Genomic DNA, 19,462 nt, shown 5'->3' with positions numbered 1-19,462 from the left:
GCTCATGTTGCATCCCGCGCCGTGTCTGGGCTGGCTGGGAGTTGGAGTTGACCTCCAGGTCCGTTTTTACTGGCGCTCACTGGAACATGAACAGGGTCTCGTTGGCGAACTGCGCCTCGAACTGGCTGGCCGGCATCGGCCGCCCGAACAGGTAGCCCTGCACCTCGTCACAGCCATGCTCGCGCAGGAACTCCAGCTGCTCGTGGGTCTCCACGCCCTCGGCGATCACCGCCAGGTTGAGGCTGTGGGCCATGGCGATGATCGCCCGGGCGATCTGCGCGTCCTGCTCGCCTTCGGGCAGGCCGTCGACGAAGGTGCGGTCGATCTTCAGCACGTCGATAGGGAACTGCTTGAGGTAGTTCAGCGACGAGTAACCGGTGCCGAAGTCGTCGACCGCAATGCTCAGGCCAAGGTTCTTCAGGCTGGCGAGAATCTGCAGTGCCTCGTTGACCTCGCGCATCAGGATGCTCTCGGTCAGTTCCAGCTCCAGGCACGCCGGCGGAAGGCCGGTTTCCTCGAGGATGGTGGCGATGCGCGTACCCAGCTGGCCGTCGGAGAACTGCCGCGCCGAGATGTTCACCGACACCTTCGGCACGCGCACCTTGTTCTTGTGCCAGACCTTCAGCTGGCGGCTGGCCTCGCGCAGCACCCAGTCGCCGACATCCACCACCAGGCCCAGTTCTTCGATCACCGGGATGAAATCGCCAGGCGGCACCAGGCCGCGTGTCGGATGGCGCCAGCGCAGCAGTGCTTCGGCACCGGTCAGGCGCTTGCCGTCGCCGCTGAACTGCGGCTGGTAGTAGAGGATGAATTCGTTCTGCTCCAGCGCGTGGCGCAGGTCGCTCTCCAGCTCCAGGCGCTCCAGGGCGCTGGCATTCATTTCGGTCTGGTAGAACTGGAAGTTGTTCTTGCCGCGCTCCTTGGCGTGGTACATGGCAGTGTCGGCGTTCTTCATCAGCTGGCTCAACTCGTTGCCGTCCTGCGGGCTGAGGGCGATGCCGATACTGGCGGTGACGAAGAACTCGCGGCCTTCCAGCACGAACGGCCGCACCAGGCTGCCCAGAATGCTCTCGGCCACATGGATGGCGCGGTTCAGGGCCATCTCGCGGGTGGCGCGCGGCTGCAGCAGCAAGGTGAATTCGTCGCCGCCCATGCGCGCCACGGTGTCGTCGTCGTCGACGCAGGCCAGCAGGCGCAGGGCCATGTCCTTGAGCATGCGGTCGCCCGCAGCGTGGCCGAGTGAGTCGTTGATCGGCTTGAAGCGGTCGAGGTCGAGGAACATCAGCACTACCCACGACTTCTGCCGTTCGGCCTGCTGCAGGGCGGTGTGCAGGCGGTCCTGGAACAGCGTGCGGTTGGGCAGGTGGGTCAGGGCGTCGTAGTAGGCCAGGCGGTGGATGCGCTGTTCGCTGGCCTTGCGCTCGCTGATGTCGGTGAAGAAGCACACATAGCTGGCCAGGTCGCCTTCGTCGTCGAGCACAGCGGTAATGCCGACCCAGGCCGGGTAATGGTCGCCGTCGCGGCGCTTGAGCCACACTTCGCCTTCCCAGCTGCCGCGCTGGTGCAGTTGCTTGAGCACGTAGCGCAGGTGGCTTTGCTGCTGGTCCTCGACCACCAGCATGGCCGGCAGCTGGTCGAGCACGTCGCTGACTGCGTAGCCACTGACTCGGCTGAACGCTTCGTTGGCTTGCACGATGTAGCCGGCCGGGTCGGTGATGAGGATGGCCGAGGTGGAGTGTTCGAATACCGTCGCGGCCATGCGCAGGTCTTTCTCCGCACGGCGTTGCTGGCTGATGTCGCGGCCCACGCCGAGCACGCCTTCGAAGCGCTGGTGCTCGTCCCAGACCAGCACCAGGCGCAATTCGATGGGGATCTTGCGGCCATCGGCGCGCAGGCAGTCGAACAGGAACAGTTGCGTCGGCAGCTGGCTGCGCAGCTGTGCCAGCTGCTCGCTGTCGCCCATGGCCTTGCTGACCCGCTCCATCAGGCTGTAGATGCCGGTGAGCTGGGCCGGGTTGGCGATGATCGACTGCCAGCCGTTGTCGAAGATCCAGTCGGCCTGGTAGCCCAGCACGGCCTGCACCGAGGGGCTGACGTAGTTGAGCTGCAGGCGGCTGTCGGTGGAGAAGATCACGTCGCTGATGCTTTCGGCGAGCATGCGGTAGCGCTGCTCGCTGTCCCGCAGCGACTGGCTGGCTTCGATCTGCACGGTGACATCCTTGCCCACGCCGATGATGCGCGTGACCAGGCCATCCTCGTCGCGGGTCAGCACCTGCTCGCGGATTTCGTAGCAACGCCAGCCGCCGTCGCGGTGGCGGAAGCGCAGCTGGGTGTGCAACGACTGGCTGTGTGCGCTGTCACGCTGTTGCTGGCGCAAAGCCTGATAGTGCGCGGCGTCTTCGGGGTGCAGCAGCAGTTCCCAGAAGCGGTCGCCCATCTGCGCCAGCTCGGTGCGGTCGTAGCCGAGGGTCTGGCCGAGGTGGCGGTTGCTGAAGATCATTCGCTGGCTGAGCACGTCCTGCACGTACAGCTGGTCGGGCACGGTGCGCACCACGTCGGACCAGAAGCTTTCACGCTCCAGCAGTGACAACTCCACCTGCTTGCGGCTGGTGATGTCGCTGATGCTGAGGATCACCGCCTGGTAGTCGCGGCGCTGCTGTGGCAGGCGCGCCATCAGCCACAGGTGCAGTTCGCCGCCCAACGGTGCGGGCAGGCGCACTTCCAGCTCCAGTGACGGGCGCTGTTCGATCAGGGCGTCGATCAGTTGCATGCCAATGCTGTCGCGGCCAACGCCGCTGCCATTGATCAGCCGTTGCCAGGCACCTTCGTGGCACTCGACATTGAGCAGCTGGCGCGCCACCTGGTTGATCTCGGTGATCTTCAGCTCCAGCAGCAGCGAGCGGCGCAGGTCGGAGTCCAGTGCCAGGCTCTGCTTGAGCCCGGCCAGGTTGCGCAGGTGGTAGCGGTCGAGCTGGCCGGGCAGGCTCGACAGATCCAGCACGCATAACGCCACGCCTGTCCCTTCGAAGATCTCCTGGTAGCGCCGGCGGTCTTCCTGCAGCGCACGCTGGCGACGGCGCATGTTGACCAGCGCCAACACCGGCAGCAGGGCGCAGAGCAGCGCCAGCAGGCACTTGCCGATCAGTGCCGGCAGCAGCTTCTGCTGGGCCAGGCCGGCGTCGAACAGGCCACGCAATTGCCAGGCGCTGTTGTCGATGAAGGCGAGCATCACGCTTTGCAGCGGTTCGCCGCTGGTCTGTGCTGGGGCGTGGCGCTCCAGTACCTCGCCACTGCGGCTGTTTTCCAGCAGCCACAGCGGGTGGCCGGGGCCGTCCAGGTGTACGGTGAGCGCCTGGTAATAGTCCGGTGACAGGCGCAGCAGCCAGTAGCCACGATCCTGTTCCGCCGTTTGGCGCAACAGCAGGTAGACAGTGCGGTTGTCCGCCGAGTTGGCGAAAAAGTAGCTGCGGCCTTGGTTCAGGCCGACCAGTTCGTCAATCAACTGGCGGTCGGGGCTACCGGCCAGGCTGTCGCTGCGCAGTTGCCCGGCATGGTCCAGCCACGCCAGGTCGCGCAGGGCGGGCAGGCGTTCGCGAAGGGTCACCAGCAGGCTCGGCAGGGCGGCGGGCGTCGGCGCCTTGACGTAGGGCTGGACCACGTTGAGGGCCTGCTGGGCCTTGAGCGCCAGGTTCAGGCCCAGGTGGTCGGCGAGTTCGGCGCTCGCGTCGAGGTTCAGCTGGCGCTGGTCGGCCTGGGTGTGGCGGAACTGCGAGAACAGTTGCCACAGCAGCAAAGCCAGCAGGATCAGGGCCAGCAGGGCCAGCGCACCTTTGACCGAACCACGCAGCGAAGCGACTGGGGCCGGCGAAGCGGGGCGCAGCAGAGTCGGATGATTGAGATCGGTCAAGCGTTGGTCCTGCGATTGGGCTGGCGATGGCAGGGAGGGAACATGCACGGTGTATGCCGGTATCTGCACAGGCCAGGACCGCGGCTGCGCACTATAAAGCCGGACTTCCGAACGGGCTAGCATGCCTGTGATTATGGCAATGTGCCAGCCCTGTTGTCCGGTGCCAGTGGTCGTGGTGATGCCGGCCCGTTCGGCAAGACCCTGCATCCTGTGCGAGAATGCCGCCCGCTTCAATGACAACGCATCGGAGATGTTCGGTTTTGGTTACTCACTTTTCCACCAATGGCCTCGATTCCGCCTGTGGGCGCAGCAGTCAGACCCTTGTCAGCACTGCCGTGACCGCGGACGTATCCTGCAAATCGTGCCAGCGCTCGCTGGACAAACCAGACGCGGCTGCGGCCTCGAAGAACAAGACGCCATCGCTGGCTGAACTGCGAAAGACCGCCAAGGCGGCGGCAGCGCCAGCTGAACAGGCACCTGTGGCTGCCGTGGCCAAGCCGGCTGGCAAGGTTGTCAGCACGCCAGCTGCAGCCAAGCCTGCCAAGGTTGCCGAGCAGCCTGCCCGCAGCGGTGGCTTCAGCGTAAAGGCCGCTTATGCGGCGCGCCTGGCCGAGCAGGGCGAGCGTTGCCGTCTGCCACGGGGCAAGGCTGGCAAGCAGCGTCACGTCTGAGCCATCTTCGGCTGCCGTGCCGGCCTATTCGCGGGGCAAGCCCGCTCCTACAGGCCTGGTGGTCTTTGTAGGAGCGGGCTTGTCCCGCGAAAGGGCCGGCACAAGCAATAAATGCCCCCCAGGATCACAACGATCCCACCCCACCATCCGACCACCCTGTGCAACGCCGCGCGTTGGCGTAGAATGGTCGACTTTGTTCAATGAAACCCCGTAAACACATCCCCCTGGCCACAAAGGCTGGGCGATCGTCGATGTCTTTACCTATTTAGAGGGCTTGGTTTTGGCTCAATACGTCTACACCATGCATCGGCTGAGCAAGGTCGTGCCGCCGAAGCGGGAAATTCTCAAGAATATTTCCCTGTCGTTCTTCCCAGGCGCCAAGATCGGCGTGCTCGGCCTGAACGGCGCCGGTAAATCGACCCTGCTGCGGATCATGGCGGGCGTCGACAAGGAATTCGACGGCGAAGCCCGTCCGATGCCCGACATCAACGTGGGTTACCTGCCGCAGGAACCGCAACTGGACCCGAACAAGTCCGTGCGTGAAGTGGTCGAGGAAGCGGTCAGCGTGATCAAGGACGCCCAGGCTCGCCTGGACGAGGTCTACGCTGCCTACGCCGAGCCGGACGCCGACTTCGACAAGCTGGCTGCCGAACAGGCCAAGCTCGAGGCCATCCTGCAGGCTGCCGACGGCCACAACCTGGAGCGCCAGCTGGACGTCGCCGCCGACGCCCTGCGCCTGCCGGCCTGGGATGCCCGCATCGAACACCTGTCCGGTGGTGAGAAGCGCCGCGTGGCCTTGTGCCGTCTGCTGCTGTCGGCCCCCGACATGCTGCTGCTCGACGAACCGACCAACCACCTGGACGCCGATTCGGTAGCCTGGCTGGAGCGCTTCCTGCACGACTTCCCGGGTACCGTGGTTGCGATTACCCACGACCGTTACTTCCTCGACAACGTCGCTGGCTGGATCCTCGAACTGGATCGCGGCGCCGGCATTCCGTACGAAGGCAACTACTCGGGCTGGCTGGAAGCCAAGTCGGAGCGTCTGGCGCAGGAATCCAAGCAGCAGAGCGCCCACGAGAAGGCCATGAAAGAGGAACTGGAGTGGGTGCGCAAAGGCGCCAAGGCCCGCCAGTCCAAGTCCAAGGCCCGTCTGCAGCGTTTCGAAGAAATGCAGTCGCAGGAATTCCAGAAGCGCAGCGAAACCAACGAGATCTACATCCCGGCCGGTCCGCGCCTGGGCGACAAGGTCATCGAATTCAAGAACGTCACCAAGGGCTACGGCGACCGTGTGCTGATCGACAACCTGTCGTTCGCCATGCCGAAGGGCGCCATCGTTGGCGTGATCGGGGGTAACGGTGCCGGTAAGTCGACCCTGTTCCGCATGCTGATGGGCAAGGAACAACCGGACTCGGGCAGCATCGAGATCGGTGAAACCGTGCAACTGGCCTGTGTGGACCAGAGCCGCGAAGACCTGGACGGCGGCAAGACCGTGTTCCAGCAGGTTTCCGACGGTTCCGACATGATCAAGATCGGCAGCTACGAGATCCCGTCGCGCACCTACGTTGGCCGCTTCAACTTCAAGGGTGGCGACCAGCAGAAGTTCGTCAAGGACCTGTCCGGTGGTGAGCGTGGCCGCCTGCACCTGGCCCTGACCCTGAAGGAGGGCGGTAACGTCCTGCTGCTCGACGAACCGTCCAACGACCTCGACGTTGAAACCCTGCGTTCCCTGGAAGAGGCCCTGCTGGACTTCCCAGGCGCCGCCATCGTGATTTCCCACGACCGTTGGTTCCTGGACCGTGTGGCCACTCACATCCTGGCGTACGAAGACGACTCGAACGTGGTGTTCTTCGAAGGCAACTACACCGAGTACGAAGCCGACCGCAAGAAGCGCCTGGGCGATGCTGCTGCCCAGCCGCACCGCGTACGGCACAAGAAGCTGGCCCAGTAAGCCGGTCTTCTAATGCACAAGAATGGGGCCCTTCGCGGCCCCATTTTTGTGCCTGCCCACAGCGAAAGGGCGCCTGTTTTACCAATGGTTTGAAGCGTATTTTGTATACACTTATATAAAACGCACCAAATAATTTCATAAAAACGACATTTCGCCCTATTCCAGTGCGATTGCTTCTTGGTACATTCCAGAAAAAACCAATAAGTCCAATCCTCTTGGTGAGATGTCTACCATGATCGAATCTGTCGACAATTTCCTCGCGCGCCTTCAGCAACGCGACCCGGGCCAACCAGAATTCCACCAGGCTGTGGAAGAAGTGCTGCGTACCCTGTGGCCCTTCCTGGAAGCCAACCCGCACTACCTGCAGTCCGGCATCCTCGAGCGCATGGTCGAGCCTGAGCGCGCCGTGCTGTTCCGCGTGTCGTGGGTCGATGACCAGGGCAAGGTCCAGGTCAACCGCGGCTACCGCATCCAGATGAGCAGCGCCATCGGCCCGTACAAGGGCGGCCTGCGCTTCCACCCGTCGGTGAACCTGAGCGTGCTCAAGTTCCTGGCCTTCGAACAGGTGTTCAAGAACTCCCTCACCTCGCTGCCCATGGGCGGCGGCAAAGGTGGCTCGGACTTCGACCCTAAAGGCAAGAGCGATGCCGAAGTCATGCGCTTCTGCCAGGCCTTCATGAGCGAGCTGTACCGCCACATTGGTGCCGACTGCGACGTGCCGGCCGGTGACATCGGCGTGGGTGCCCGCGAGATCGGCTTCATGTTCGGCCAGTACAAGCGCCTGGCCAACCAGTTCACTTCGGTGCTGACCGGCAAGGGCATGACCTACGGTGGCAGCCTGATTCGCCCTGAAGCCACCGGCTACGGCTGCGTGTACTTCGCTGAAGAAATGCTCAAGCGTCAGAACCTGCGCATCGATGGCCGCCGCGTGGCCATTTCCGGTTCCGGCAACGTCGCCCAGTACGCTGCGCGCAAGGTCATGGACCTGGGCGGCAAGGTGATTTCTCTGTCCGATTCCGAAGGCACCCTGTACGCCGAAGCCGGCCTGACCGACGCCCAGTGGGACGCGCTGATGGAGCTGAAGAACGTTAAGCGCGGCCGTATCAGCGAGCTGGCTGACCAGTTCGGCCTGGAGTTCCGCAAGGGCCAGACTCCGTGGACACTGCCGTGCGACATCGCCCTGCCGTGCGCCACGCAGAACGAACTGGACATCGAAGACGCCCGTACCCTGCTGCGCAATGGCTGCATCTGCGTGGCCGAAGGTGCCAACATGCCGACTACCCTGGCGGCGGTCGACCTGTTCATCGAGGCCGGCATCCTCTACGCGCCGGGCAAGGCCTCCAACGCCGGTGGCGTGGCGGTGTCGGGGCTGGAAATGTCGCAGAACGCCATGCGCCTGCTGTGGACGGCCGGTGAAGTGGACAGCAAGCTGCACAACATCATGCAGTCGATTCACCATGCTTGCGTGCATTACGGTGAAGAGGCCGATGGCACGGTCAACTACGTGAAGGGCGCCAACATCGCCGGCTTCGTGAAGGTTGCCGATGCCATGCTGGCTCAAGGCGTAGTCTGATTCGAGATCGCCGGGACCGCTTTGCGGCCCATTCGCGGGTCAAGCCCGCTCCTACAGAAGTACGCGGTCCCCTGTAGGAGCGGCGGTGCGGCGATCCGACTTGTCCCGCGAATGGGCTGCAAAGCAGCCCCAGGGCCTCAACCGATTTCGATAATCTCGATCATCTGATCCCCCGCCGGCCGCCGCCACAGCACTTCATCCCCAGGCCCGGCCCCAAGCAAGGCCCGCCCCAGCGGCGATCCCCAGTTGATCATCCCGCGCCCGGCATCCGCCTCATCCTCGCCCACCAGCTGCACCACATGCTCCTGGTCCTGCTCGTCGACGAACCTGACCCGGCTCCCGATCTGCACCTTGCTGCTCGATGTCGCCGCCGGCACCACCTGCGCGCTCTGCACCCGCGCGCTGAAATAACGCAGGTCCCGCTCGGTATCGGCCAGGCGCTGCTTGTCGCCGCGCTCGCCCTGGGCCTGCAACTCGCTGCGCAAGGCATTCAGTTCGCTCACGCGCTGTTGCAGCTGGCGCAGGCCGCTGGCGGTGACGTAGTTGGGCTGGTCGCTGACGCGCCGCTCCACGGGCTGGTCGGCCTGGGCGGCGGCCTGGTCTTCGTTGACGAATGCTCGGCTCATGCAATGCCCTCCTTCTGTTGGAGACCAGCATGGCAGGCCGGTGGTTTCAGTGAATGTCCGTTTGCGACTTACTTGCTGCGATAGGCACGGGCGGCGCCTTGGTCTTTCTCCTGCTGCCACTCGCGATCACGCTCGTCCCAGAAGCGCTCATGGTACTGGCGCTGTTCCTCGCTGTTCTGCATCGCGTGGCACTGGCGGAAGCCATCGTCCCAGCCAGTCTCGTAGTGGCGATCGTGCAGGTAACGCGGTACGTCTTTCTTGAAGTCGCCAACCATCAACCCGGCCGCCTGACGGCCGCTGCTGCAACCGTCCTGATAGCCGTCGGCGTAGGCGGGGGGATAGCCGTGGTTGACCATCTGATCGTGGGTGGTTTCGCAACCCGCCAGCAACAACGCAATGCACACACCAAACCAGTACCGCGACATGACCACCTGAACCCTTGGATAGATATCGGAAAGTCTAGGTGGCGATTTGTCGGGGAGCTGTCAAAACAGTGTCAAAGAGTCGGTTGGTTCACATCTGTAGGAGCGGCCTTGCCGGGGCGCCGGACGGTCGGAAAAGGGCGCAAAGCGCCCTCATCGATCTCAATAGTGATACCACTTCAACTCCAGCATCACCTCATTCTGCGCCGTCGCCAGGTGGCTGAATTCCCGCGAAGCACTCAACCTCACCCCGAGGTTCTGGCTGATCTCCCACTGCTGATTCAGGCTCACACTGCGCCGCACTTCGCCATTGGTGAAGTAGTCGCCCTTGGCCTCCAGCGTCATGTTGCCCAGCCCGTTGCGCCATAGTAGCCCGCCATTGAACCCCGTCGCCGGGGCAATGAACTGGGCGAAGTCGTTGTGGTGCTCGATCCGTACCGTGCCCAAGGCAAAACCCAACAAGCCATCGGTCAGTTGCCAGGTGCCACCGGCACCGCCATTCACATGGCTCACCAGCACCTCGTCGTCATGCTTGCCCGGCACCCGCTCCAAGCCACCTGCCACTTGCCAGGACCAAGGCTTGAGCAGCTCGTTGCGCGGCGTCAGCGAGCGGATGGTGGCCAGGTCCAGGCGCTGCACCTGCCAGTCGTTGCCTTCGTACTGGCGGACCTTGAGCTGCAGGATCTCGATCTGCGCCCCCAGCGGGAAGCCATAGGCATTGTCGTTGAGGTCGTGGTAGGCCATGCGCAGGCCGTATTCGGCGTAGGCGCGATCCTCTCGGGTGCCGACGCCCAGTTGCCAGGTCCGCGAGTCATGGCCGTCCTCGGGCAGGCCGGGGCGCTCGATCTGCAAGGGCGGCGGTGGGTTGCTGTTGATCGCCCGCAGCAGCTCGAAACTGCGCTTGGCCTGCCCAGGGTCACGTTCCTGGCCATTGGCCCGGTAGCGCTCCAGGCGGTACGCGGCATCCTGCACCAGCGCCTGGCGCTCGCGGGGCAGGGCTTTGAACTCCGGACTCTGCAACTGCGTGGTATCGGCACTGACGGCCAGCACCTGGCGCTTCTCGTCATGGTCCAGGGGCTCGGCCCGGGCCAGCAGCTCGCGTTCGCGTGACGGGCGGTAAGTCTCGCTGGCGACCAGCCCCGACTGTTTCACCGCTTTCACCGTGTCGGTGGGAATGGCGGTCAGTGGGAACTGCGAGGTCAGGTCCAGGCTCGGCCGGGCTACCTGCAGCAACTCCAGCAGGCGGTAGGAGCAGTTTTCGTCGAAGAAGAAGTAATCGAACTGGATCTGCTTCAGTTCCCATACGTGCTCGACCATGCGCCCGGTTTCCTCCGGCGTCAGGTCCAGCTGGTATTCCCACAGGTCGCGGTTCTCCAGGCTGCGGTATTCGGAGAGCTTTTCCTGGTAGGGCATCAGCGCGAACAGGCCCGGGTAGCCGCCCATCAGGCCCTTCCAGGCATACAGGATGCTGTTGTCGCTGCCTTCGATGTAGGCACCGAAGTTGATTGCATAGCTCAGCAGCGTGGTGTCGTCGCTGCGGGTGTTGGACTGGTCGATGCGCAGCAACGTGTGGCCGAACATCGACGAGGGGCTGTTCAGGTAGGCTGCCGGGAATATCAGAGCCGCGCTGTGCGGGTCGATCGACTGGTACCAGGTCTTGAACTCCTGGCAGTCCGGTTGCGGCAGGCCTTGCAGGTCGAGTTGCTCACGCAACCAGCGGGTGCGTGCGGGGAATACGCATTGGGCGTGCTTGTCACCAAGGCTGGCCGGGGCGTACAGCGCTTCAACCGTGGCCTTGAGTTCCTGGTCCGGGTGGTGCGCGCCGTCCTCGGCGAGGAAGAAGGCATCATCGTCCACATAGCTGCGCCAGCCGCCGAACTTGGCGGTTTCGTAGTGGCCCAGGGCAATCCAGTAAGGGGTGTTGGCCAGTTGCTGGATACGGCCTGGGTCCAGCACGGGCATGGCATGAACGGGGGCGCAGGCACACAGCGCCAGGGAAGCGAGGCGTTTGAGCATGTCGGGCAACTACTTCTTAACGATGCCGAAAAAAGGCGAAACCCGCCCCGGAGACCGGGGCGGGAGCAGCTGCTGTCAGGCCTCGGTAGCGTATTTGGCCAGGCGTGGGTCGTTCTTCAGAACCGCCAGGGTGTTGCTGTGGACAGTCTCGGCAGTCACGTCGGCGCTGTTGAAGATCTGGTTGAAGTGCTGGTGGGTGACCGAGGCGAAGTAGCCGCGATCTTCCGGCGCGACGCCGAGGACCACGGCGTAGGTGGTCAGGGCTTCGCCCTGGCCCATGGCCATGTCTTCGGACAGCTCGTTCATCATGCCATTCATGGCAAACCAGGATTTGCCGCCGTAGGTCAGCGAAGCTTTGGTCGAGCAGCCGTTGGTGCCCGAAGTCATGCCGAAGGTGGCGTTACCGGAAGTGCCGTTGGTGGTGGAGGCCAGGAAGTGCGCTGGCGTACCGCGCTGGCCTTCGAACAGCATGTTGCCCCAGCCGCAGTTCGGGCCGCCCGGCGCTTCGGCGAGGGCGTTGAGCGAGACCACGGTGAACAGAGTACCCAGAAGAATCCGTTTCATAGCATTGTTCTCTTTGTCTTAACCAAGGGTCAGGGTTGTCTGGCAACGCGGTTGCCAGGTCGGGAAAGCATTTCACCCACCCGCGCAGCTTGGAGTTTAGGCATGTTCTAAAGGTTGCGTCGTTGATTGCGAAAAATTTGCTTGTACCTGACTGCGTCTTGGCTGCGACATAAAGTCCCGTGGAGCCTTGCAAGGCGCGCGCGGGCAGCGCCAGAATGCTGCATATCTGCCCCGCCGAAGTAAGGAAACCCAATGCCCGATCCTGTCGCTGCGCGCCTGCGTCTCGCGCCTGAAGCCCTGACCCGGCGTTTCTCCCCCGAGCAGTTTGCATTTACCAATACCGACGATCTGGAGCCGTTTCGCGGAGTCCTGGGCCAGGAGCGTGCTGTCGAGGCCCTGCAGTTCGGCGTGGCCATGCCGCGCCCCGGTTACAACGTGTATGTGATGGGCGAGCCGGGCACCGGCCGCTTCTCGTTCGTCAAGCGCTACCTCAAGGCCGAGGGCAAGCGCCAGCAGACCCCGGCCGACTGGCTCTACGTCAACCACTTCGACGACACTCGCGAGCCACGTGCACTGGAACTGCCCTCCGGCAGCGCGGCCGAGTTCATCAGCGACATGGGTGGGTTGATCGATAATCTGCTGTCGACCTTCCCGGCGGTGTTCGAGCACCCGTCGTACCAGCAGAAGAAGGGCGCCATCGACCGCGCCTTCAACCAGCGTTATGACCGTGCGCTGGATGTGATCGAGCGCGCCTCGCTGGAAAAGGACGTGGCCCTGTACCGCGATGCCAGCAACGTCGCCTTCACCCCGATGGCCGACGGCAAGGCGCTGGACGAAGCCGAATTCGCCCAGTTGCCCGAAGAGGTCCGCGAGCAGTTCCACGAAGACATCGCCCTGCTCGAGGAGCGCCTCAACGAGGAACTGGCCAGCCTGCCGCAATGGAAGCGCGAATCGAACAACCAGCTGCGCCAGCTCAACGAAGAAACCATTACCCTGGCCCTGCAGCCGCTGCTGGCGCCGCTGTCGGAAAAGTACGCCGAGAACGCGGCCGTCTGTGCCTACCTGCAGTCCGTGCAGTTGAACCTGCTGCGTACCGTGGTCGAGCAACTGGTGGAAGACAGCAAGACCGACGCCGCTGCGCGCAAGCTGCTCGAAGAGCAGTACGCGCCGAGCCTGGTGGTCGGTCACCACGCTGACGGTGGCGCGCCGGTGGTGTTCGAGCCGCACCCGACCTACGACAACCTGTTCGGCCGCATCGAATACAGCACCGACCAGGGCGCGCTGTATACCTCGTACCGGCAATTGCGCCCGGGCGCCCTGCACCGCGCCAATGGCGGCTTCCTGATTCTCGAAGCCGAGAAGATGCTGGGCGAGCCATTCGTCTGGGACGCTCTCAAGCGCGCCCTGCAATCGCGCAAGCTGAAGATGGAATCACCCATCGGCGAGCTGGGCCGTGTCGCCACGGTCAGCCTGCAGCCGCAAATGATCCCGCTGAACATCAAACTGATCATCATCGGCTCGCGCCAGCTGTACTACGCGCTGCAAGACCACGATTCGGACTTCCAGGAGATGTTCCGCGTGCTGGTCGACTTCGACGAAGACATGCCGATGGTCGACGAAAACCTTGAGCAGTTCGCCCAGCTGCTGCGCACCCGCACCAACGAAGAAGGCATGGCGCCGCTGACCAGCGATGCCGTGGCGCGCCTGGCCACCTACAGCGCCCGCCTGGCGGAAAACCAGTCGCGGTTGTCGGCACGTATCGGTGACCTGTTCCAGCTGGTCAGCGAGGCTGATTTCATCCGCCAGCTGGCCAGTGACGAGATGACCGATGCCGGGCACATCGAGCGTGCGCTGAAGGCCAAGGCCACCCGTACCGGGCGTGTCTCGCAGCGGGTGCTCGACGACATGCTCGCCGGCATCATCCTGATCGACAGCGAAGGCGCGGCCATCGGCAAGTGCAACGGCCTGACCGTGCTGGAAGTCGGCGATTCGGCGTTCGGCATGCCGGCACGCATTTCTGCCACCGTCTACCCGGGCGGCAGCGGCATAGTCGACATCGAGCGCGAGGTCAACCTCGGCCAGCCGATCCACTCCAAGGGGGTGATGATCCTCACCGGGTACCTTGGCAGCCGCTATGCCCAGGAATTCCCCCTGGCGATTTCCGCGAGCATTGCCCTGGAGCAGTCCTACGGCTATGTCGATGGTGACAGTGCCTCGTTGGGTGAAGCATGCACGCTGATCTCGGCCTTGTCGCGCACGCCGCTCAAGCAGTGCTTCGCCATCACCGGCTCGATCAACCAGTTCGGTGAAGTGCAGGCGGTGGGTGGGGTCAACGAGAAGATCGAAGGCTTCTTCCGCCTCTGCGAGGCGCGTGGCCTGACCGGCGAGCAGGGTGTGATCATCCCGCGTGCCAACGTTGCCACGCTGATGCTCGACGAGCGCGTGCTGCAGGCGGTGGAGAACGGCATGTTCCACGTCTATGCGGTTAGCCAGGCCGATGAAGCATTGAGCCTGCTGGTGGGCGAAGATGCAGGCGAGCTCAACGACGAGGGCGTGTTTACCGAAGGCAGCGTCAATGCCCGCGTGGTCGAGCGCCTGCGTGAAATCGCCGAGATGATCAGCGAGGAAGAGATCGAGAAGGCGGAAAAGGAACGCCTGGAAGAGGTGATTGCCCAGGCCAAACCGGCCTGAGTCAATAAATCGGCGCTGGCGGCCATGTGCTACCGTTCAGCGCCGGTTTTCCATCTTTCTGTGCTGTTCTTCTATGCTGGAACTTAAGGACGGTATCAGGGTTCAGGATGGAAACAGCCTGGCTTTTCAGGCTGAACAGGGCTCATTGGAGGGGACGCGGCCATGCGCAACCTCAGCCTTACTCGCCAGTGCCTGGGCCTGGTGACCCGCATCGAATGCAGCATCCGCCCACTGGCCGGCGACAACGGCATGTGGACCTTGCTTTTCGCCGCCGGCATGGCCGGTGAACAACCCTCGGCGATCAAGGCCCAGGGGCCTTTCCATGGGCCGATGGTGGCCGAATCCGTGCTCAGTGCCATCGTCGACAGCCTGACCCTGCACGGGTATCAGGTGGCCGATGATCCACAGATCTGGTGCCTGCACCTGCAGGCACAGCTGCGGCGGATCAACGGCGAACGCTGCCGGAACCTGGGGGATTACCAGTTCCACCCTGAAACCTGAGCATACAAACCAGCGGTGCGGCATCTGGCCGCAGGCTTTTGCTGTCACAGGTGGCTGGCTATACTCGCGGCCGATTTCCAGTCACCTGACGAGTCCCAAACCCTCCATGGAACGTATTCTCGAAAACGCGATGTATGCCTCGCGCTGGCTGCTCGCTCCCATCTACTTCGGCCTGTCACTGGGCCTGCTGGCCCTGGCGCTGAAGTTCTTCCAGGAAGTTGTCCACGTCCTGCCCAACGTCTTCGCCCTCAGTGAAGCCGACCTGATCCTGGTCATCCTGTCGTTGATCGACATGTCGCTGGTGGGCGGCCTGCTGGTGATGGTGATGATTTCCGGCTACGAGAACTTCGTGTCGCAGCTGGACATCGACGAGAGCAAGGAAAAGCTCAACTGGCTGGGCAAGATGGACTCTTCGTCGCTGAAGATGAAGGTTGCCGCTTCGATCGTGGCGATTTCTTCCATCCACCTGCTAAGGGTGTTCATGGATGCGCAGAATATCTCCACCGACTACCTGATGTGGTACGTGATCATCCACATGACCTTCGTGGTCTCGGCCTTCTGCATGGGCTACCTGGACAAGCTGACCAAGCACTGAGCGCCTTTTCTGTGGGATCGAGGCATAACTGACGAGCGGCGTCAGTTATGCCTTGTGCAATCCCCCGATCCGTACAAAAAATGAGCACTCATGCGTGGTTCCCAAAGCGAGGTGCTCTCATGAACCTGCATCAGCTCAATACCGAGGCCAGGGCAGGCCATGTCGATGAAGTGAACCTGATCGCCATCGAAGGCGGCGACTATCTCCTCGAGGCCCGGGTCAAAGGCCATCCCCACCCTCTGTCCGATACCCGTGGTGAGCGCTTGCGCGTGCACTCGGTGGAGGATGCGCGCAAGTTGCTGCAGACCATTCCAATGGTGTCGATGAACCTCGTGCACTGGTCGGTACAGGACGAAATGTGCGGCATGGGCACGCACCCGGAAGAAGACCTGAAGGTGCCGATTTCCCAGCGTTCGGCCTGGTAGCTGCTCGCGCCGCCCCAGTGTGCTAGGCTGCTCGCCCTTTTCATCAAGGGCGCGGCTGCACTGCGCCCTGCAGTGGAGCACGACAATGTCCGAACTCAACCTGTCCACCGACGAAACCCGCGTCAGCTACGGCATCGGCCGTCAACTGGGCGGCCAGCTGCGCGACAACCCGCCACCAGGCGTGAGCCTGGAAGCCATCCTGGCCGGCCTGACTGACGCTTTCAACGGCGCCGAGAGCCGTGTCAGCGAAGCCGACCTGTCGGCCAGCTTCAAAGTCATCCGTGATGTGATGCAAGCCGAAGCTGCTGCCAAGGCAGAAGCCGCCGCTGCCGCTGGCAAGGAATTCCTGGTCGAAAACGCCAAGCGTGACGGCATCACCACCCTGGCTTCGGGCCTGCAGTTCGAAGTGCTGACCGCCGGTGAAGGCGCCAAGCCGACCCGCGAAAGCAACGTGCGCACCCACTACCACGGCACCCTGATCGACGGCACCGTGTTCGACAGCTCCTACGACCGTGGCCAACCGGCTGAATTCCCGGTTGGCGGCGTGATCGCTGGCTGGACCGAAGCCCTGCAGCTGATGAACGCCGGCAGCAAATGGCGCCTGTACGTGCCGAGCGAGCTGGCCTACGGCGCCCAAGGCGTTGGCAGCATCCCGCCGCATAGCACCCTGGTGTTCGACGTCGAGCTGCTCGACGTTCTGTAATGCCGTTGAGGCCGGCGTTGCCGGCCTCAATTCCAGTCTGTTCCCCCTGGGCGCAAGGCCCGTGCATAGCAGAACAGAAACAGGTTTCGCACCAGCTCCTTGAGCACCATCGGCTCACTCGAATTCAGCCCGTACAGATCCAGGTCACCCTGGTCGCGCAATTCGTCCAGTGCTTCTTCTTCGAGCACTGCGCATACCTCACCGGTTTCCCGATGGAGGATGCGCAGATAGGGGTGGGGGCGGTCCAGCCAGGCGTCGATCAGATAAGTCATGGCTATTCTCCTTGGAAAGCGGTTCCAATGAGAATAATTCTTATTATCAGAATAGCAAGCGCCAATTGCCAGAATTTGTAATCAGACCTTACGCACGAATTCCGACTTCAGCTTCATGGCGCCGATGCCGTCGATCTTGCAGTCGATGTCGTGGTCGCCGTCGCACAGGCGGATGTTCTTGACCTTGGTACCGACCTTGACCACCAGGGACGAGCCCTTGACCTTGAGGTCTTTGATCACGGTAACGGTGTCGCCGTCCTGCAGGATATTGCCGACCGAATCCTTCTTCACCACGTCATCGCTGGCCGCTTCGGCTTCGCCGCTGGCCGACCACTCGTGGGCGCACTCGGGGCAAATCAGCTGGGTGCCATCCTCGTAGGTGTATTCGGAGTTGCATTTGGGGCAGGGTGGCAGCGTGCTCACTTCGGTTCCTTAAACAGCAGACGGTTAAAGGCCCATATTATATAAGGTTTTGCAGGGGAAGTGTTTCGTCCGCACAAAAGCTTCGCGGGTAAACCCGCTCCCACAGGTTTTGCGCTGCCTTTGAGCATGCGCGGTCCTTGTGGGAGCGGGTTTACCCGCGAAGAAGTTGACGCGTTTTATCAGTGGGTACGCGCGACCGCAAACTCGCTCAGCTCGACCAGCGCATCCCGGTATTCGCTGGCTGGCAGCGCTTCCAGGCATTCGATGGCACGCTTGACGTAGTCACGCGCCAGCTCGGCGGTGTATTTCAGGGCACCCGAAGCCTCGACGGCCTCGCGAATCTGCTCCAGGTCTTCCAGGCCACCCTTCTGGATCGCCTTGCGCACCAGTGCCGCCTGCTCCGGCGTACCTTCACGCATGGTGTAGATCAGCGGCAGGGTGGGCTTGCCTTCGGCCAGGTCGTCGCCGACGTTCTTGCCCAGGGCTTCGGCATCGCCTTCGTAGTCGAGCAGGTCGTCGACCAGCTGGAAGGCCACGCCCAGGTGGTCACCGAAGGTGCGCAGGGCTTCGCGCTGCGCTGCGCTGGCTTCGGCCAGTGCCGCGGCGCTGTGGGTCGAGGCTTCGAACAGCATGGCGGTCTTGCCGCGGATGACGTCCATGTAGATCTCTTCGGTGGTGCTGGCGTCGCGTACTCGCGACAGCTGCAGCACTTCGCCTTCGGCGATCACCCGGGTGGCCTTGGACAGGATCTGCATGACCGGCATCGAGCCCAGCTCGACCATCATCTCGAACGAACGCGAATAGAGGAAGTCGCCCACCAGCACGCTCGGTGCGTTGCCCCACAGGGCGTTGGCGGTGGAGCGGCCACGGCGCATGCCAGACATGTCGACCACGTCGTCGTGCAGCAGGGTGGCGGTGTGCAGGAACTCGATGGTCGCGGCCAGCAGGCGCAGGTCGGCGCCTTCACGGCCCAGGGCCTTGCCGCACAGCAGGACCAGCAGTGGACGCAGGCGCTTGCCACCGGCCGACGTGATATAGTCGCCGATCTTCGATACCAGCGGCACGCGCGAGGTCAGCTGCTTCTTGATGATCTCGTCGACGGCGCTGAAATCTTCAGCCACCGCGCGGTAGAAGGTTTGGGGTTGCATCGGCTGCTCCAGTGAGGTTGCGCGGCATGCTAGGTCGCAGGTCCCGGTGTGTCAAGGCGCGGTGCCCGCTGGCCGGGGGCGGGACTTGCAAGCAAAAGCGGGGTTGCGTACAATCGCGCACCCTAACTTCCTGGGCAGCACCTGCCTTACGCAATTGCACAGGGCCGTTCCAGCCCCATGCAGCCATGCCAGCCAATACTCATCATATAAAGCGCTGGGTGAGCAGGATTATCGGAGAAATACCATGTCTTACGCAGTAATCGTTACCGGCGGCAAGCAGTACAAAGTCGCTGAAGGTGAATTCCTCAAGATCGAAAAACTGGAAGTCGCCACTGGCGAATCCGTGACCTTCGATCGCGTCCTGCTGGTTGCCAACGGTGAAGAAGTCACCATCGGCGCACCAGTCGTCGCCGGCGCTAAAGTGGTTGCCGAAGTCGTTTCGCAAGGCCGTCACGACAAGGTTCGCATCATCAAGTTCCGTCGTCGTAAGCACCACATGAAGCGTATGGGCCACCGCCAGTGGTTCACCGAGATCAAAATCACCGGTATCCAGGCTTAATCGCCTCGGTCCCCTGAATTTATTTGGAGAATTGAACCATGGCTCACAAGAAGGCTGGTGGTAGTACTCGTAACGGTCGCGACTCAGAATCGAAACGCCTTGGCGTGAAGATGTATGGCGGCCAGGTTATCAAACCAGGCAACATCATCGTCCGTCAGCGCGGCACCGAATTCCACGCTGGCTACGGCGTTGGCATGGGCAAGGATCACACCTTGTTCGCCAAGATCGAAGGCGTGATCAAGTTCGAGAAGAAAGGCGAGTTCATGCGCCGTTACGTGAGCATCGTCGCCGCTTAATCGCGACGTCGCTCCAGAAGCCCCGTCATGCGACGGGGCTTTTTCGTTTGTGGTGAGCCTCTTGCAAAGCTGTTTGTCTGGGTTGCCGGCGTTGGTTTCTACGGTCGTACGGGGCCGCCGCG

18 protein-coding genes are annotated in these 19,462 nt (G+C 62.8%); 10 read left to right on the top strand and 8 right to left on the bottom strand.

Translation table 11 applies throughout. The features are described 5' to 3' along the window. Window positions 1–76: 76 nt before the first annotated feature. Entirely contained in the window at window positions 77–3,907 is a 3,831-nt protein-coding gene (locus C2H86_RS08245) for a sensor domain-containing protein (protein WP_159412171.1), read from the bottom strand. Window positions 3,908–4,167: 260 nt separating this feature from the next. Here C2H86_RS08245 and C2H86_RS08240 point away from each other — a divergent pair, with 260 nt between their 5' ends. The 3 genes from C2H86_RS08240 (at window position 4,168) to gdhA (ending at window position 8,099) form a co-directional block, all read left to right on the top strand. Beyond that, window positions 4,168–4,578 (top strand): hypothetical protein, encoded by a 411-nt coding sequence (locus tag C2H86_RS08240; protein WP_159412170.1) that lies wholly within the window; start codon window positions 4,168–4,170, stop codon window positions 4,576–4,578. 280 nt (window positions 4,579–4,858) lie between these two features. Further along, window positions 4,859–6,526 carry an energy-dependent translational throttle protein EttA gene (ettA, locus tag C2H86_RS08235; RefSeq protein ID WP_103445757.1) on the top strand — a complete coding sequence of 556 codons (1,668 nt, stop codon included), beginning with the start codon at window positions 4,859–4,861 and terminating at the stop codon, window positions 6,524–6,526. 232 nt (window positions 6,527–6,758) lie between these two features. After that, window positions 6,759–8,099 carry an NADP-specific glutamate dehydrogenase gene (gene gdhA, locus C2H86_RS08230; protein WP_159412169.1) on the top strand — a complete coding sequence of 447 codons (1,341 nt, stop codon included), beginning with the start codon at window positions 6,759–6,761 and terminating at the stop codon, window positions 8,097–8,099. A gap of 137 nt (window positions 8,100–8,236) precedes the next feature. Here the strand turns inward: gdhA and C2H86_RS08225 are convergent, their stop codons facing one another. The 4 genes from C2H86_RS08225 to C2H86_RS08210 form a co-directional block, all read right to left on the bottom strand. Then, window positions 8,237–8,725, bottom strand: a complete 489-nt coding sequence (locus C2H86_RS08225; protein WP_159412168.1) for a GreA/GreB family elongation factor — start codon at window positions 8,723–8,725, stop codon at window positions 8,237–8,239. A 68-nt stretch (window positions 8,726–8,793) separates the two neighbouring features. Beyond that, window positions 8,794–9,150, bottom strand: a complete 357-nt coding sequence (locus tag C2H86_RS08220) for a hypothetical protein (protein WP_103445754.1) — start codon at window positions 9,148–9,150, stop codon at window positions 8,794–8,796. Window positions 9,151–9,309: 159 nt separating this feature from the next. Further along, the gene (locus C2H86_RS08215) at window positions 9,310–11,163 is read right to left on the bottom strand and encodes a DUF4105 domain-containing protein (protein WP_159412167.1); all 1,854 of its coding nucleotides are present in this window, start codon (window positions 11,161–11,163) and stop codon (window positions 9,310–9,312) included. Between the two features lie 75 nt (window positions 11,164–11,238). Further along, the gene (locus tag C2H86_RS08210) at window positions 11,239–11,727 is read right to left on the bottom strand and encodes a DUF3015 domain-containing protein (protein ID WP_027918261.1); all 489 of its coding nucleotides are present in this window, start codon (window positions 11,725–11,727) and stop codon (window positions 11,239–11,241) included. A 252-nt stretch (window positions 11,728–11,979) separates the two neighbouring features. Here C2H86_RS08210 and C2H86_RS08205 point away from each other — a divergent pair, with 252 nt between their 5' ends. The 5 genes from C2H86_RS08205 to C2H86_RS08185 all read left to right on the top strand — a co-directional run bounded on the left by C2H86_RS08205 (window position 11,980) and on the right by C2H86_RS08185 (window position 16,642). Beyond that, window positions 11,980–14,418 (top strand): Lon protease family protein, encoded by a 2,439-nt coding sequence (locus C2H86_RS08205; RefSeq protein WP_159412166.1) that lies wholly within the window; start codon window positions 11,980–11,982, stop codon window positions 14,416–14,418. Window positions 14,419–14,580: 162 nt separating this feature from the next. Then, on the top strand, window positions 14,581–14,919 hold the full coding sequence (locus tag C2H86_RS08200) for a hypothetical protein (RefSeq protein WP_027918263.1): 339 nt from the start codon (window positions 14,581–14,583) through the stop codon (window positions 14,917–14,919). A gap of 106 nt (window positions 14,920–15,025) precedes the next feature. Then, window positions 15,026–15,514, top strand: coding sequence for a TIGR00645 family protein (locus C2H86_RS08195; protein WP_003247486.1), 489 nt, complete (start codon window positions 15,026–15,028; stop codon window positions 15,512–15,514). Window positions 15,515–15,633: 119 nt separating this feature from the next. Further along, entirely contained in the window at window positions 15,634–15,939 is a 306-nt protein-coding gene (locus tag C2H86_RS08190; RefSeq protein WP_079229784.1) for a DUF6482 family protein, read from the top strand. A gap of 85 nt (window positions 15,940–16,024) precedes the next feature. Continuing rightward, window positions 16,025–16,642, top strand: a complete 618-nt coding sequence (locus C2H86_RS08185) for an FKBP-type peptidyl-prolyl cis-trans isomerase (RefSeq protein ID WP_159412165.1) — start codon at window positions 16,025–16,027, stop codon at window positions 16,640–16,642. A 26-nt stretch (window positions 16,643–16,668) separates the two neighbouring features. Here the strand turns inward: C2H86_RS08185 and C2H86_RS08180 are convergent, their stop codons facing one another. The 3 genes from C2H86_RS08180 to C2H86_RS08170 all read right to left on the bottom strand — a co-directional run bounded on the left by C2H86_RS08180 (window position 16,669) and on the right by C2H86_RS08170 (window position 18,485). Then, a complete protein-coding gene (locus tag C2H86_RS08180) occupies window positions 16,669–16,914 on the bottom strand; it encodes a PA4570 family protein (RefSeq protein ID WP_159412164.1) in 246 nt (81 codons plus the stop codon). An 81-nt stretch (window positions 16,915–16,995) separates the two neighbouring features. Continuing rightward, window positions 16,996–17,337, bottom strand: coding sequence for a zinc ribbon domain-containing protein YjdM (locus C2H86_RS08175; RefSeq protein ID WP_103445748.1), 342 nt, complete (start codon window positions 17,335–17,337; stop codon window positions 16,996–16,998). Window positions 17,338–17,516: 179 nt separating this feature from the next. After that, window positions 17,517–18,485, bottom strand: coding sequence for a polyprenyl synthetase family protein (locus tag C2H86_RS08170; protein WP_159412163.1), 969 nt, complete (start codon window positions 18,483–18,485; stop codon window positions 17,517–17,519). 244 nt (window positions 18,486–18,729) lie between these two features. Here C2H86_RS08170 and rplU point away from each other — a divergent pair, with 244 nt between their 5' ends. Together rplU and rpmA are read left to right on the top strand one after the other, a co-directional pair. Next, a complete protein-coding gene (rplU, locus tag C2H86_RS08165; RefSeq protein WP_003247466.1) occupies window positions 18,730–19,044 on the top strand; it encodes a 50S ribosomal protein L21 in 315 nt (104 codons plus the stop codon). A 38-nt stretch (window positions 19,045–19,082) separates the two neighbouring features. Beyond that, the gene (rpmA, locus tag C2H86_RS08160) at window positions 19,083–19,340 is read left to right on the top strand and encodes a 50S ribosomal protein L27 (protein ID WP_003247464.1); all 258 of its coding nucleotides are present in this window, start codon (window positions 19,083–19,085) and stop codon (window positions 19,338–19,340) included. Window positions 19,341–19,462 lie beyond the last annotated feature (122 nt).

The organism is Pseudomonas putida, assembly GCF_009883635.2.
Lineage (GTDB): Bacteria > Pseudomonadota > Gammaproteobacteria > Pseudomonadales > Pseudomonadaceae > Aquipseudomonas > Aquipseudomonas putida_W.
This window is presented reverse-complemented; position numbering and strand designations above follow the sequence as displayed.